The following is a 14,062-nucleotide window of genomic DNA, read 5'->3' on the forward strand; positions in this document are numbered from 1 at the left end:
GGGCGGAAACCGCTCGATTAGCCGTCTTCGGTATAGAACAGCAAGGTAAAGGCGGCGAGAGCCGTCAATATAGGCGGCAGCCAGGCGGCGACGATCGGAGGAACGACCTCGGCCGAGCCCATGGCCGAAGAGAACTGGTTCAGGAAGAAGAAGGCGAAGCCCAGCACCACGGCCGCCACCGTCATGCGCGCCAGATCGCCTAGTCGCATCAGCCGCAGCGAGAAGGCCGCCGCCAGAATCGACATGGCGCCGAAGATCAGCGGCGTGGCCAGGAGCTGTTGCAGCCGCAGCTGATAGGCGGTCGAGGCGAAGCCCGCGTCCTCGATGCGGCGAATCTGATTGGGTAGGGACCAGAAGGGCGTCGACTGCGGTCGGGCGAAGCGCTGGAAGGCCTCTTCGTCGGCCAGGTTGGACGGCAGGTCGAGGGTGGCGTAGCGCACGGCCCGCTGGCCCGTCTGCGCGCCCGCCGCGTCGGTCAGGCGCCAGCGACCGGCGTTGAGCGTGGCGGTGGCGGCGTCGATTCGCTCGGTGAAGACACGGCGGCCGGTCGAGGTCGTGGTGTAGATGAAGAAGGTCGCGTCCAGCAGGCGCCCGCTGGCCTGCTCCTGACGGCTGCCGCGAATGATCATCTGCCGGTTGGCGTCGCCTTCGCGCAGCCAGACCGCTTCGCCCGATTCGCTGCCGGGAACTGAGCCGGAGATACGCGCGCGCTCACGCTGCCAGATGCCGTCGCCGGCGGCCGCCATCGGTCCCAGCACCGTGACGGTCAGAACGCCTAGCGCCACGGCCGCGCCCGCCGCCGGCAGCACGAAGCGCCAGGCCGAGACGCCCGCCGCCCGCATGGCGATCAACTCGCTGCGCCGGTTCAGGCTGACGAAGGCGCCCAGCGTCCCGAACAGGAAGACGAAGGGCAGAAGCTGCACGATCACCGAAGGCGATTTGACCAGCACCAGACCCAGGATGCGCCCGCCTGACAGTTCGCCGGACGAGTTCAGCCCGCGCGACACCTCGACGAAGTCGATCAGCATGACCAGGGCGGCGATGACGGCCAGCGCCATGCCCAGCGACTTCATCTGCTGGATCAGCACATAGCGTTCGATACGTCCGAGGCGGAGCTTCATGCGAACCTCGCCTTCAGGCGGTCCAGCGGCGCCCAGGTGCGGCGACGGCGCGGCTTCAGCGCGCGGAACAGGACGCGCAGCGCCAGGAAGGTAGCGGCCAGCGGCACGACGTATTGCAGGATGTTCAGCGAGCCGTTCCAGGCGCTGCCCGCCACCAGGCCGTAACCGATGACGCGCAGGACCAGGAAGGCTCCCGCGGCCTTGGCGATGCGCCCGGCGTAGCCGCTGCGGCTGAAGGCGCCGCCCAGGATGGCCGCCAGAGCAAAAGCCATGGCCGCCAGGGCGTAGAGGGGCGAGGCCAGACGCGAATGGCCCTCGGCCGCCAGCTCGCCGCGCGTTCCGGCGCTTTCCAGCAGGGCGGGGGTCGGGTCGAACAGGTCCGTCAGCCACAGGTCCGACGGCTTGAAGCGGATGCGCTCGGTGGTCTTGGCGTAGGGCGACAGGTCGAACACCTGCTGGTCGAACGACAGCTGGTTCAGCACCTCGCGTGAGGAATAGCGCTGCATCGACCCGTTCTGCATGGTCAGCACCGGCAGGCCGTCGACGCGGCCGAAGCGCGCCGTCTCGGCGTCCCAGGTCGTGACCGTCTTGCCGTTGTCCAGATAGACGAAGAGGTTCTTCATCAGACCGTTCTGCTCGATCTGCTGGACGTAGACGGTCAGGCCGTCCGGTCCTTGAACAAAACGGCCTTCCTCGACCAGCAGGGCGGCCAGGTCGGTGCGGATGGCGAAGGCTTGGCGCCGGCCCTCGCGCTGGGCCCAGGGCTGGACGAAGACATTCACCAGCAGGGCGACGACCGTGACGATCAGGGCGATCTGCAGAGCGGGCCGGATCAGGGCCCAGCGGCTGACCCCGGCGGCGTAGGCGGCGGTCAGCTCCTGCTCGCGCTGCAGCCGCGTCAGGGCGATCAGGGCGCCGACGAACAGGCCGATGGGCAGGATGACTGCGATCAGCTGCGGCAGGGCCAGCAGGGTCAATTTGACCATGACCCAGACGCTTTGGCCGCGCTCGACGATGACCTCCAATTGGTCAAGGCTCTGACTCAGCAGGCCGATCCCGGCCAGCGCCGCGACCGCCGCCACGATGGGCAGGCCGATCTGGCGGAAAAGATACCTCTGAATCAGGGTCATGCGGCGGGTAAGGTCGTATAATCGGCTGCGAACGTGTTGCAGCCCAGGGCGATGCGAGCCATGTAATACACATCCGGCCGCCCCGACGAAACCGTCGCCGCGACCATGGCAAATTCAAGCGTGGCCGAGGCGTGTTTTCTCGGTCTGGAGTCAGTTTCATGAAAATCGAATTCGTCGCTTCGTCGAGCGCCGCCGAAATTCTTGCCGTGCTGGTGCATGAAGGAAGAGCCCTCGCGGGCGCCGGTTCGGCGCTGGATCAGGCCGCCTCGGGCGCTCTGGCCAAGGCGATGAAGAACAGCCGCTTCACCGGCGCCGCCAACAGCAGCCTGAACGTCGCCGCTCCGGCCGGCATCGACGCCAACGCGGTTCTGCTGGTCGGCGCAGGCGCGGCCGACAAGCTGGACGATCTGGCGATCGAAACCGCCGCCGCCGCCGCCTATCACGCCGCCAAGATGTCGGGCGCCGAAGTCCTGACCATTGACGCCTCGCATCTGTCGCCGGAACTGGCCGCCCGCGCCGGTTTCGCCGTGCGCCTGGCCGCCTACCGCTTCGCCAAATACCTGACCAAGCAGAAGGCCGAGAAAATCCCGTCGGTGACGACCGTGCGCGTCGTGACCTCGGATGTGAAGGCCGCCGAGGCCGCCTTCGCCCCGCTGTCGGCCGTGGCCGACGCCGTGCTGTTCTCGCGCGATCTGGTGTCTGAGCCCGCCAACATCCTGTACCCGGCTGAGTTCGCGCGCCGCGTGAAGGAGCTTGAGGTCCTGGGCGCCAAGGTGGAGATCCTGGGCGAGGCCGAGATGGAGAAGCTGGGCATGGGCTCGCTGCTCGGCGTCGGCATGGGCTCGGTGCGTGAAAGCCAGCTGGCCGTGATCCAGTGGAACGGCGGCAAGGAAGGCGAGGCCCCCATCGCCTTCGTCGGCAAGGGCGTCTGCTTCGACACCGGCGGCATCAGCCTGAAGCCCGCCGACGGCATGGAAGAGATGAAGTGGGACATGGGCGGCGCCGCCGCCGTGGCCGGCCTGATGCACGCCCTGGCGGGCCGCAAGGCCAAGGTCAACGTCGTCGGCGTCCTCGGCCTGGTCGAGAACATGCCTGACGGCGCCGCCCAGCGTCCGGGCGACGTGGTCACCTCCATGTCGGGCCAGACCATCGAAGTGCTGAACACCGACGCCGAGGGCCGCCTCGTTCTGGCCGACGCCCTCTGGTACACGCAGGATCGCTTCAAGCCGAAGTTCATGATCGACCTGGCCACCCTGACGGGCGCCATCATCATCTCGCTGGGCCTGGAATACGCGGGCGTCTTCACCAACAGCGACGAACTGGCCGCCAACATCGCCGACGCCGGTCCGAAGGTGGGCGAGAAGTCCTGGCTCCTGCCGATCCCGGCGGAATACGAGCGTCACATCGACAGCCCGATCGCCGATGTGAAGAACATGGGCAACGGCCGCGCCGGCGGCTCGATCACCGCCGCCCTGTTCCTGCAACGCTTCACCAACGGCACGCCGTGGGCGCACATCGATATCGCGTCGACCGCCTGGGTGAAGGACTCCAAGAACCCGACCGTGCCGGACGGCGCCGTGGGCTATGGCGTGCGTCTGCTCGACCGCATGGTCGCCGACCATTACGAAGGCTGATCTCAGTTCAGGAAGGTAGGGCCGGGTGTCTGACGCCAAGCCGGAAATCTGGTTCTACCACCTGGAGCGCTCGACGCTGGATCAGGTGCTGCCGACCTTGCTGGAGCGCACGCTTCAGCGGGGCTGGCGCGCCCTGATCCGCGGAGCGGCCTCGCACCGGCTCGACGACATCGACGAGCTGTTGTGGACCTATCGCGACGACAGCTTCCTGCCTCACGGACGGGCTGACGGCGACCATGCCGCGCGCCAACCTGTGCTCCTGTCCGAATCAGGCGAGAATCTGAATGGCGCTCAGGCGCTGTTCATCGTCGATGACTCAGAGCTTGGGGCCACGCAGGAGTTCGCACGTTGCTTCATCATCTTCGACGGTCGGGACGAGCAGGCGCTGAACCATGCGCGCGGGCGCTGGCGGACGCTGAAGGCGGACGGCGCCGACCTGGCCTATTGGAAACAATCGGACGAGGGCCGCTGGGAAAAGGCGGCCTGATCCTGGGCGTAGGCCTCGTCGCCCTGTCGGCCTGCGCCTCGCCGCCCGCCCGGCACGCCGGCCAGCCGACGGCGCCCATCAGGACGCCGGTCTCCTCGACCGAACGGCCCTATCTTTCCGAACCGGGCGTCCGCAGCATCGACGGCGACATGTGCAAGGCCGGCGAGCTTCAGTGGCTGGTCGGGAAACCGCGCAGCCAGATTCCCGTTCCGGTGGATGTGGTGAACCGTCGCGTTGCTTGCACGACCTGTCCCGTGACCGAAGATTATTCGCCTTACCGCTTGAATATTTTCTACAATCAGCAGACGGGCCTGGTCGAACAGGTTCGCTGCGGCTGATCGAAAGGACGCCGCCATGAAGACGATTCTGACCCTGAGCGCCGCTGTGAGCTTCCTCGCCCTGGCCGCCTGCGCCCCGACCCAGGGCGGCGGCGCGACGCCGACGCCCGGCGGCGAAGCGACGCCCGTCGCCTGCAAGGCCAGCGACTATCAGGACTATGTCGGCCGCAATCGTTCGACCATTCCGACCGCGCCGGAAGGCCGCATCTTCCGCGTCCTGTGCAGCACTTGCGCGGCGACCATGGATTATCGCGACAACCGTGTGACCTTCACCTACGACGATAAGACCAACGTCGTGACGCGCGTCAGCTGCGGCTGAAGCTCATAGAATATCCGCTCATCCCGGCGGACGCCGGGATCCAGTGCTTTGGCTGCAAGCGCAGAGGATGAAGTTCTCACTGGGCCCCGGCGTCCGCCGGGGTGAGCGGGATGACTATCGCTCCAGGCCGTAGAGGGCGTCGGCGACGTCCTCTACCTTCTGGCGCACCACGGTCTCCGCATCGCGCAGGCCGCGATTGTAGAACAGACGGCCGATGTCCCGGCCGATGAACTCCACCAGCATTTCGGCGGGCAACTGGCCAACCTCCACCTCCAGCTCGTCGCGCAGGTAGGCGCGCAGCCGGGCGGACGCTTCCTGCATCTCGTCCTTGGTCAGCAGGGGCGGCGTCTTGCTCATCAGGACACCTCGGCCAGGGCCTCTTCGGCAGCGATCCAGTCGACCTCGGCCTGATCCAGATCGGTCTGGGTCTTGGCGCGCGAACGGGTCAGGCCTTCCAGCTTTTTCGGATCATTGACGGCGGCGTTGGCCAGGTCGTCGTCCAGACGCGCCAGATCGGCGGTCAGCTGGGCCATCTTCTCTTCCGCCTTCTTCACCGCATGACGCAGGGTTGAGGGCGACGGTCCCTTCTTCTTCTCGGCCTTGGGCGTGGGGGCGGGCGCGGACGCCTCGGCCACGGCTTCCTCATGCTTGACCTGGCTGGGCTTCATGCCCGCCTGTTTGGCGCGGTCGAGGACGAACTTCTGATAGTCGTCCATGTCGCCGTCGAACGGCTTCACCGACCCGTCGGCGGCCAGCCACAGGCGGTCGGCCACCAGCTCCATCAGCGAGCGGTCGTGGGTGATCAGGATCACAGCGCCGGTATATTCGTTCAGCGCGTCCAGCAGGGCGCGGCGGCTGTCGATGTCCAGGTGGTTGGTCGGTTCGTCCAGAATCAGGATGTGCGGCGCATCCATCGCCACCAGGTTCAGCAGCAGGCGCGCCCGCTCGCCGCCCGACAGCGATGCGACGGTGGTCTCCTGCTTCTCGAACGGCAGGCCGAACTGCGCCAGACGGCTGCGGCGGCTGCTTTCCGAGGCGTCCGGCATGGCGCGGCGGATGATCTCCAGCGGCGTGTCGGTCGGGTCCATCGCCTCGATCTGGTGCTGGTGGAACCAGCCCACGCGCATCTTGCCGTCGCGATGGAACTCGCCCGTCTCGACGGTCAGGGCCTTGGCGATCAGTTTGGCGAAGGTCGACTTGCCCGCCCCGTTGACGCCCAGCAGGCCGATGCGGTCGTCCAGGTCCATCCGCAGGTTCAGGTTCTTCAGGATCGGCTTGCCCGGCTCATAGCCGACGTTGGCCTTCTCCAGCCGGATCAGCGGCGGGGGCAGGGGGCGTTCCGGCGAGGGCAGGGTGAAGGGGGCGACGCGTTCTTCCGGCGGCAGTTCGATGCGCTGCATCTTCTCCAGCCGCTTGACGCGCGACTGGGCCTGGGTGGCCTTGGACGCCTTGGCCTTGAAGCGGTCGATGAACTTCTGCAGGTGGGCGCGCTCGGCGTCCTGCTTGGACTTGTTGGCCTCCATCAGGCGCAGCTTCTCGGCCCGCGTCTTTTCGAAGGTGTCGTAGTTGCCGGTGTAGAGTTCCAGCTTGCGGTTCGACAGTTGCAGGATGTGGGTGCAGACGCCGTTCAGCAGTTCGCGGTCGTGGCTGATGATCAGGGCGGTGTGCGGATAGCGCTTCAGCCGCTGCTCCAGCCACAGGGCGCCTTCCAGATCGAGGTAGTTGGTCGGTTCGTCCAGCAGCAGCATGTCCGGCTCGGCGAACAGGGCGGCGGCCAATGCGACGCGCATCCGCCACCCGCCCGAGAACTCGGCCATCGGGCGCAGGATGTCGTCGTGGCTGAAGCCCAGACCGGCCAGGATTTCGGACGCGCGGGCAGGGGCGCTGTCGGCGTCGATCTCGATCAGGCGGCCCCAGATCTCGCCCATGTCCTCGGGCTCGGCGGTTTCCAGCCGGGTCAGCAGGTCGTGGCGTTCGACGTCGGCTTCCAGAATGGTGTCCAGCACGCTGACGGGCGTTGCGGGGTGTTCCTGATCGACCGAGCCGATGCGCGCGGTCTTGGGCAGGGAGATTTCGTCGCCGTTGGCGGCCAGCTCGCCCAGGATCAGCTTGAACAGCGTCGACTTGCCGATGCCGTTGCGGCCGACCAGGCCCACCTTGGACCCCGGCGGCAGGCTGACGGAGGCGTCGTCCAGGAACTCGCGGCCCCAGGCGTTGTAGGTCAGGTTTTTGATCTGCAGCATGGCAACCGGAAAGAAAAAAGGCGTACGCGCGGGGATATTGGAAAGATGTGCGGCGCTCGCTATAAGCCGCCGACCCTCAAACTCCCAAACAAGAAGTCACTCCCATGACCGAACGTACGTTCTCGATCATCAAGCCGGACGCCACCCGCCGCAACCTGACGGGCGCCATCAACGCCGTCATCGAAGGCGCTGGCCTGCGTATCGTGGCTCAACGCCGCATCAAGCTGACCGAAGCTCAAGCCAAGAAATTCTATGAAGTGCACGCCGAGCGTCCCTTCTACGGCGAACTGGTTTCGCAGATGATCGCCGAGCCGGTCGTCGTGCAGGTGCTGGAAGGCGACAACGCCGTCGCCAAGTACCGCGAAGTCATGGGCGCCACCAACCCGAACGACGCCGCTGAAGGCACCATCCGCAAGCTGTTCGCCCTGTCGATCGGCGAGAACTCGGTCCACGGTTCGGACTCGCTGGAAAACGCCGGCATCGAGATCGCCCAGTTCTTCACGGACGCCGACATCGTCGGCTGATCTTGAAGGGCCGCGCTCGTCGGCCCTTCGGGAGCTCCCGACCCGACGCGGCCCTGATTTATGGGCCGCGGTCAAAAGGCTTCGCCTTTTCGACCCGACGCGGCCTGATCGTTTGCGGTCAAGCTGTGTGACAATTCGGCCCGCTCCCGGAACCGGGGGCGGGCCGTTTCGTTTTCATGGTCACGCTGTCTCTCGAATAAGAACAAGGATGACCATTATGAAGACGATGCTGAAACTCGCCCCGGTGATCGGCCTGACGGCCTTGCTGGCCGCCTGCGGCACGACAACGGAACAACGCGCCGCCACGGGCGCTCTGGGCGGCGCGGTCGCCGGACAGGCTATCGGCGGCAACACCGGCGCGACGGTCGCCGGCGGCGTCATCGGCGCTGTCGCGGGCGCCGCCACCACGCCGAGGAAGCCGCACGAATAAGGCTTTCGCCGCACGGCAAGAAAAAGGGCGTCGGCCGCGAAGCCGACGCCCTTTCCTTTTGTCCGTCGCCGGACGCGCCGCTTACCAGATGCGGGCGCGCTTTTCGGGGGCGATGAACTCGGCCTGATCCGGGGTGACGCCGAAGGCGGCGTACCAGGCGTCGATGTTGCGCGGCGGGGTGGCGGCGCGCGCCATGCCGGGCGAGTGCGGGTCGGTGGTCAGCTGCTCTTTCAGAGCCTCTTCACGCGACTTCTCACGCCACACCTGGGCCCAGCCCAGGAAGACGCGCTGCTCGCCGGTCAGGCCGTCGATCACCGGGGCCGGCTGGCCGTTCAGGCTGCGGTTGTAGGCGTCCAGCGCCATCAGCAGGCCGCCCAGGTCGGCGATGTTCTCGCCCATGGTCAGGTCGCCGTTGATGGGCGTGCCGGGGATCGGCTCTTCAGCGGCGTAGATGGCGCCCAGGGTCTTGGCGCGTTCCTCGAAGCGGGCGGCGTCCTCGGGCGTCCACCAGTCGCGCAGCACGCCGTTGGCGTCGGTCTTGCGGCCCTGGTCGTCGAAGCCGTGGGTGATCTCGTGGCCGATCACGGCGCCGATACCGCCGTAGTTGACCGCCGGATCGGCGTTCGGGTCGAAGAAGGGCGCCTGCAGGATGGCGGCCGGGAAGACGATCTCGTTGCGCGGCGGGTTGTAATAGGCGTTCACCGTCTGGGGCGTCATGCCCCACTCCAGCGGATCGACCGGCTGGCCGATCTTGCTGCGGTTCCAGGCCCAGTCGAAGGCGGAGGCGCGCTCGACGTTGCCGTAGAGGTCGCCCGCCGTCAGCTCCAGCCCGTCATAGCTGCGCCATTTCTCGGGATAGCCGATCTTCACGCCGAACTTGGACATCTTCAGCAGAGCCTGTTCGCGCGTAGGCTCGCTCATCCAGTCCAGGGCCTTCAGGCGCTCGGTCATGGCGGCGCTGAGGTTGGCGACCAACTGCTCCATCTGCGTCTTGGACGAAGCCGGGAAGTGCAGGCGGACGTATTCCTGACCCAGCACCTCGCCCAGCTGGCCGTCGACCAGGGCGACGCCGCGGTTCCAGCGCGGGCGGTTCTCGGGCTGACCGCGCAGGGTCTTGCCGCGGAACTCGAAGCGCGAGTCGACGAAGGCGTCGGACAGATAGGGGCTGGCCTGATCGACGGTCTGGAAGGCCTGCCAGGCCTTCAGCGTCTCGATTGGGGTGTCGGCGAACACCTGGGCGATGCCGGGGATGGCGGTGTTTTCCATCAGCACCAGGGTCGGCACGCTTTCGACCTTCGACGCCTGCAGGAAGGCGGCCCAGTCGAAGCCCGGCGCGAAGGTTGACAGTTGCGAGACGGCGGTCGGGTTGTAGATCTTGTCGATCTGGCGACGCTCGACTGTGGTCCAGTGCTTTTCGGCCACCTTGATCTCGAAGGCCAGGATGTCGGCGGCGGCCTGGGCCGGGTTGTCCCAACCGGCGGCGGTCAGGGCGCGGGTCACATAGACGACATAGGCTTCGCGCTGCGTGGCGAAGTCGGGCTTCAGGTAATAGTCGCGATCCGGCAGGCCCAGACCGCCCTGACCCAGATAGGCCGAGTTGACGTTGGGGTCTTGCAGGTCTTCGAACACGGCCACCCCGAACAGGGAGCCGCCGAAACCTTCGTGGCTTGCGCCCATCAGGCGGGCCATGTCGCTGTGGTTCGCCACGGCGCGGATGGCGGCCAGGTCGGCGGCCAGCGGCTGGGCGCCCAGCTGGTTGACGCGGGCTTCGTCCATGAAGCTGGCGTACAGGGCGCCGACCTTGCGGGCGTTGTCGTTGACGGGGTTGGCGGCGCTGGCTTCGATGATGGCGCGGAGCTGGGCCTGCGAGTTCTCATAGAGGACGTCGAACGGGCCGAAACGGGCCTTGTCGGCCGGAATCTCGGTGTCGCGCAGATAGACGCCGTTGGCGTAGGCGTTGAAGTCGTCGCCCGGCTTCACCGTCAGGTCGCGGCCGTCCAGATCAAAGCCCCACGGCTTGATTTCGGGGGCGGTCGATGCGGTCGTGGAAGCGTGGGCGTGTTGGGCGAGGGTCGGTTGAGCCGTGAAGGCGAGGGCGAGGGCCATGGCGGCGGCGCCCATCAGGCGGGTTTTCATCATCGGGTCTTTCCCAGTGGTGCAGACATGCGCGATTGCGCCGCAAGGCCGGTGCATTCGTGCTTGCGGGCAACCTGCGCCCGCCTGCGACCGGCTGTCGCATTAAAAATCGTTAAGGATCAGGCGCGGCGGACGAAATCGGCGAGCGCCTGGGGATAAAGGCCGTGCTCCGCCGCCTTGACCCGTTCGGCCAGGATGTCGGGCGTGTCGCCCGGCAGGATCGGCACGCGCGCCTGCCCCAGCACAGGGCCTTCGTCGACGCCCTCGGTGACGATGTGGACGGTGCAGCCCGCCTCAAGGTCGCCGGCCTCGATGGCGCGGGCGTGGGTGTTCAGGCCGGGATAGAGCGGCAGCAGCGACGGGTGGATGTTCAGCATCCGATCCGCCCATTTCCCGACCAGCCACGGCGTCAGCAGGCGCATGTATCCGGCCAGGGCCACGACCTGAACGCCGCGCTCGACCAGCAGGGCGTCGATGGCGCGTTCATGCGCTTCTCGGTCCTTGCCGAAGGGCTTGTGTTCGACGGTCAACGCTTCGACGCCCGCCGCCTCGGCCTTGGCCAGACCGCCTGCGCCCGCGATGTTGGAGACGACGACCACGACCTCATACGGTGCGTCCGCCGTCTGGCTCGCCGCAATCAGGCTGGCCATGTTCGAGCCGGTTCCCGAGATCAGGACGGCGACGCGGGTTTTGGCGACGGACATGGGCGGCTCACGCGTTGAAAAAGGCGCGACTGCCATGCGGCCCCGAAGGCGACTTAGCAAGAGGGACTGCAAGGCGAAGGGGAGGGCGCAGCGCCGCCGAATGAATGTCGATCAACTGACGCAAACTCCGTTGCTTCTTCGGAAACGGCGGCGCTAGCGTCGATCCGCCGGAGAGTCCGGCATCCTAGGGGGAGTATCCTATATGCGTCGTCTGTTGACCGCCGCCTGCGCTGCGGCCCTGTTGGCCGCGCCGGCCGTTTCCATGGCTCAGGAAGCCGCGTCCAGCGGCGGTTCGGGTCCGATCCGCTCGGCGGCCGAACGTCTGCGCAACGCCAACGCCGAACAGATCGAGAAGAACTGGGCCCGCGCCAGCGCCGATGAGCAGACGGTGACGACCAGCCACTCGATCACCGCCCACGGCCGCGCCATGCGCTACAAGGCCACGGCGGGCACTCTGACGGTCCGCAACGACGCGGGCATGCCGACGGCCAGCCTGTTTTACGTGGCCTATACGCTGGACGGTCAGCCGGTCGGCCGTCGCCCGATCACCTATATGTTCAACGGCGGGCCGGGCTCGCCGACGGTGTGGCTGCACATGGGCGCCTTCGGCCCGATGCGGGTCCAGACCGACGCCCCGGTGGTCGAGCGTCCGGGGCCGTTCAACCTCGCGCCCAACGACATGACCCTGCTGGACAAGACCGATCTGGTCTTCATCGACATGGTCGGCGCCGGTTATTCGCGTCCGCTGGGCGAGACGCCGGGCTCGGCTTTCTGGGGCGTGGATCAGGACGCGGATACGTTCGCTCGCGCCATCATGCGCTACACGACCAAGTTCGACCGCTGGTCCAGCCCGAAATACGTCCTGGGCGAAAGCTATGGCACCCTGCGCGCCGGCGCCCTGGTGCATCAGCTGGAAGATCGCGGGATGTCGCTGAACGGCGTGGTCCTGCTGTCGTCGATCATGAACTATGGCGTGCGCCAGCCGGGCTATCCGCAGAACTTCGTCACCCTGCTGCCGACCTATGCGGCGACGGCCTGGTATCACAACAAGATCCCGAACAAGCCCAGCCTGGAAGAACACGTCCAGCGCGCCCGCGAATTCGCCATCGGCCCCTATGCGGCGGCCCTGTCGAAGGGACATCTGATCTCGGACGCCGAGCGCGCTCAGATCGCCCAGCAGATGAGCGCCCTGATCGGCATTTCGCCGACGGTGCTGGATCAGGCCAATCTGCGTCTTGAACTCAGCCCCTTCCGCAAGGAGTTGCTGCGCGATCGTCGTCAGACGGTCGGCCGTCTGGACACCCGCTATCTGGGCATTGACGCCAATGCGGTCGGCGGCGCGCCCGAGGAAGACCCCTCCAGCAGCGCCATCACGGGCGCCTATTTCAGCATCTTCCGCGACTATGTGGCCACGACGCTGAACTATCGGACGGATATGGATTATCGCCAGTCGGCGCGCGGCCTGCCGGGCTTCGATTGGGACTGGAGCCACCGCCCGCCGGTCGGCGGTCCGCAGACCACGCCGAACACGGCGGTCGATCTGGCCACGACCATCCGCCGCAATCCGCACCTGAAGGTGCTGGCGCTGAACGGCTATTACGACGCCGCCACGCCCTTCTTCAGCACGGAATACGACCTGGCCCAGATGATGCTGGAGCCGCACCTGCGTGGGAACCTGGAGTTCACCTACTATGAAGGCGGCCACATGATGTACACGGCCCGCCCGGCGCTGGAGCAGCTCTACACCGACATGGCCAAGTTCTACGACGAGACGCAGAACGGCGGCCTGCGCTAAGGATACCTCTCTCCGCTCATCCCGGCGGACGCCGGGGTGAGCGGTAGAGAAATGCGGGCGCAAAAAAAGGCCCCAGTCGCTGACTGGGGCCTTTGTCTTATCCGAAGCGGCGACGCCTTACGCCGCCTGCAGTTGTCCGCAGACGAAGGCCGTTTCGCCTGCGTTCAGCAGGGCAGCCAGCACCGGCTCGACGTTCTCCGGCGCGACGATCAGGATGAAGCCCACGCCGCAGTTGAAAGTACGGCGCATTTCGTGATCCGAAACGCCGCCCGTCTCGCCCAGCCACTGGAAGACGGCGGGCATCGGCCAGGCGTCCCAGTCGAAGTTGGCTTCCAGGCCCTCGGCGATGCAGCGCGGCGGGTTCTCGATCAGGCCGCCGCCCGTGATGTGGGCTGCGCCCTTGATCAGGTCCGCCTTCATCAGCGGCAGGACCGGCTTCACATAGATGCGGGTCGGCTCCATCAGGGCCTGGGCCAGGGTGCAGTCCTTGGCGAAGGGGGCGTCGTCGCCCCAGGCTAGGCCGGACTTCTCGACCACCTTGCGGATCAGCGAATAGCCGTTCGAGTGCGGACCCGAGGAGGCCAGGCCGATGATGACGTCGCCCGGCTTCTGCTGGTCCAGATAGGGCAGCACCTTGCCGCGCTCGACGGCGCCGACCGAGAAGCCGGCCAAGTCATAGTCGCCGCCCGAATACATGCCCGGCATTTCGGCCGTCTCGCCGCCGACCAGGGCGCTACCCGACTGACGGCAGCCCTCGGCGATGCCGGCGACGACGCGGCGCGCGGCGTCCACGTCCAGTTTGCCGGTGGCGTAGTAGTCCAGGAACATCAGCGGCTCTGCGCCCTGCGCCAGCAGGTCGTTGACGCACATGGCGACCAGATCGACGCCCACGCCGTCATGACGGCCGGTTTCGATGGCGATCTTCAGCTTGGTGCCGACGCCGTCCGTGGTGGTGACGATCAGCGGGTCTTCAAAACCGGCGGCCTTCAGGTCGAACAGGGCGCCGAAACCGCCCAGCGAGGCCTCTGCGCCGGGGCGGCGCGTGGACTTGGCCAGGGGCTTGATCGCGTCGACCAGCTGTTCTCCGGCGTCGATATCCACGCCTGCGTCGGCGTAGGTCAGACCGTTTTTCAGGGCCTCAGGGGTGTCGCTCATCGGTCACGGCTCGAAATCGGGGGCGAAAATATGTCGCGGCGCTCTT

Annotated in this window: 14 protein-coding genes; 7 read left to right on the top strand and 7 right to left on the bottom strand. The window is 66.8% G+C overall.

All coding sequences use genetic code 11. The features are described from left to right. Positions 1-17 precede the first annotated feature (17 nt). On the bottom strand, positions 18-1,121 hold the full coding sequence (gene lptG, locus AC3IPP_RS06300) for an LPS export ABC transporter permease LptG (protein WP_489150754.1): 1,104 nt from the start codon (positions 1,119-1,121) through the stop codon (positions 18-20). Further along, positions 1,118-2,251 carry an LptF/LptG family permease gene (locus AC3IPP_RS06305; RefSeq protein ID WP_489150755.1) on the bottom strand — a complete coding sequence of 378 codons (1,134 nt, stop codon included), beginning with the start codon at positions 2,249-2,251 and terminating at the stop codon, positions 1,118-1,120. Before AC3IPP_RS06305 ends, lptG begins: the two co-directional genes overlap by 4 nt. A 158-nt stretch (positions 2,252-2,409) precedes the next feature. Here AC3IPP_RS06305 and AC3IPP_RS06310 point away from each other — a divergent pair, with 158 nt between their 5' ends. The 4 genes from AC3IPP_RS06310 to AC3IPP_RS06325 are packed head-to-tail and all read left to right on the top strand — an operon-like array spanning position 2,410 to position 5,029. After that, positions 2,410-3,885 carry a leucyl aminopeptidase gene (locus AC3IPP_RS06310; protein ID WP_489150756.1) on the top strand — a complete coding sequence of 492 codons (1,476 nt, stop codon included), beginning with the start codon at positions 2,410-2,412 and terminating at the stop codon, positions 3,883-3,885. Between the two features lie 25 nt (positions 3,886-3,910). Beyond that, the gene (locus AC3IPP_RS06315) at positions 3,911-4,372 is read left to right on the top strand and encodes a DNA polymerase III subunit chi (RefSeq protein ID WP_087139201.1); all 462 of its coding nucleotides are present in this window, start codon (positions 3,911-3,913) and stop codon (positions 4,370-4,372) included. Continuing rightward, a complete protein-coding gene (locus AC3IPP_RS06320) occupies positions 4,330-4,710 on the top strand; it encodes a hypothetical protein (RefSeq protein ID WP_489150757.1) in 381 nt (126 codons plus the stop codon). The genes AC3IPP_RS06315 and AC3IPP_RS06320 overlap by 43 nt, the downstream gene beginning before the upstream one ends. 16 nt (positions 4,711-4,726) lie before the next feature. Beyond that, complete coding sequence (locus tag AC3IPP_RS06325; protein ID WP_489150758.1) at positions 4,727-5,029, top strand: hemolysin; 303 nt, start codon at positions 4,727-4,729, stop codon at positions 5,027-5,029. Between the two features lie 114 nt (positions 5,030-5,143). On the opposite strand, the gene AC3IPP_RS06330 is transcribed toward AC3IPP_RS06325, so the two are convergent. Continuing rightward, entirely contained in the window at positions 5,144-5,386 is a 243-nt protein-coding gene (locus AC3IPP_RS06330) for a DUF2164 family protein (RefSeq protein WP_087139199.1), read from the bottom strand. Then, positions 5,386-7,272 (bottom strand): ABC-F family ATP-binding cassette domain-containing protein, encoded by a 1,887-nt coding sequence (locus AC3IPP_RS06335; RefSeq protein WP_489150759.1) that lies wholly within the window; start codon positions 7,270-7,272, stop codon positions 5,386-5,388. Before AC3IPP_RS06335 ends, AC3IPP_RS06330 begins: the two co-directional genes overlap by 1 nt. Positions 7,273-7,376: 104 nt before the next feature. Between AC3IPP_RS06335 and ndk the strand changes: the two genes are divergently transcribed. Beyond that, complete coding sequence (gene ndk / locus AC3IPP_RS06340; protein WP_489150760.1) at positions 7,377-7,796, top strand: nucleoside-diphosphate kinase; 420 nt, start codon at positions 7,377-7,379, stop codon at positions 7,794-7,796. A gap of 208 nt (positions 7,797-8,004) precedes the next feature. Continuing rightward, positions 8,005-8,226, top strand: a complete 222-nt coding sequence (locus AC3IPP_RS06345; RefSeq protein ID WP_373407951.1) for a YMGG-like glycine zipper-containing protein — start codon at positions 8,005-8,007, stop codon at positions 8,224-8,226. 81 nt (positions 8,227-8,307) lie between these two features. Here the strand turns inward: AC3IPP_RS06345 and AC3IPP_RS06350 are convergent, their stop codons facing one another. Continuing rightward, positions 8,308-10,365: a M13 family metallopeptidase gene (locus AC3IPP_RS06350; RefSeq protein WP_489150761.1), complete on the bottom strand. Its 2,058-nt coding sequence runs from the start codon at positions 10,363-10,365 to the stop codon at positions 8,308-8,310. 116 nt (positions 10,366-10,481) lie between these two features. Continuing rightward, on the bottom strand, positions 10,482-11,066 hold the full coding sequence (gene purN, locus AC3IPP_RS06355; RefSeq protein WP_489150762.1) for a phosphoribosylglycinamide formyltransferase: 585 nt from the start codon (positions 11,064-11,066) through the stop codon (positions 10,482-10,484). A 202-nt stretch (positions 11,067-11,268) separates the two neighbouring features. On the opposite strand from purN, the gene AC3IPP_RS06360 reads away from it, so the two are divergent. Then, on the top strand, positions 11,269-12,861 hold the full coding sequence (locus AC3IPP_RS06360; RefSeq protein WP_489150763.1) for a S10 family peptidase: 1,593 nt from the start codon (positions 11,269-11,271) through the stop codon (positions 12,859-12,861). 117 nt (positions 12,862-12,978) lie between these two features. Here the strand turns inward: AC3IPP_RS06360 and purM are convergent, their stop codons facing one another. Continuing rightward, positions 12,979-14,016, bottom strand: coding sequence for a phosphoribosylformylglycinamidine cyclo-ligase (gene purM, locus AC3IPP_RS06365; RefSeq protein ID WP_087139193.1), 1,038 nt, complete (start codon positions 14,014-14,016; stop codon positions 12,979-12,981). Positions 14,017-14,062: the final 46 nt, after the last annotated feature.

The organism is Brevundimonas sp. KH_060 (genome assembly GCF_057838275.1).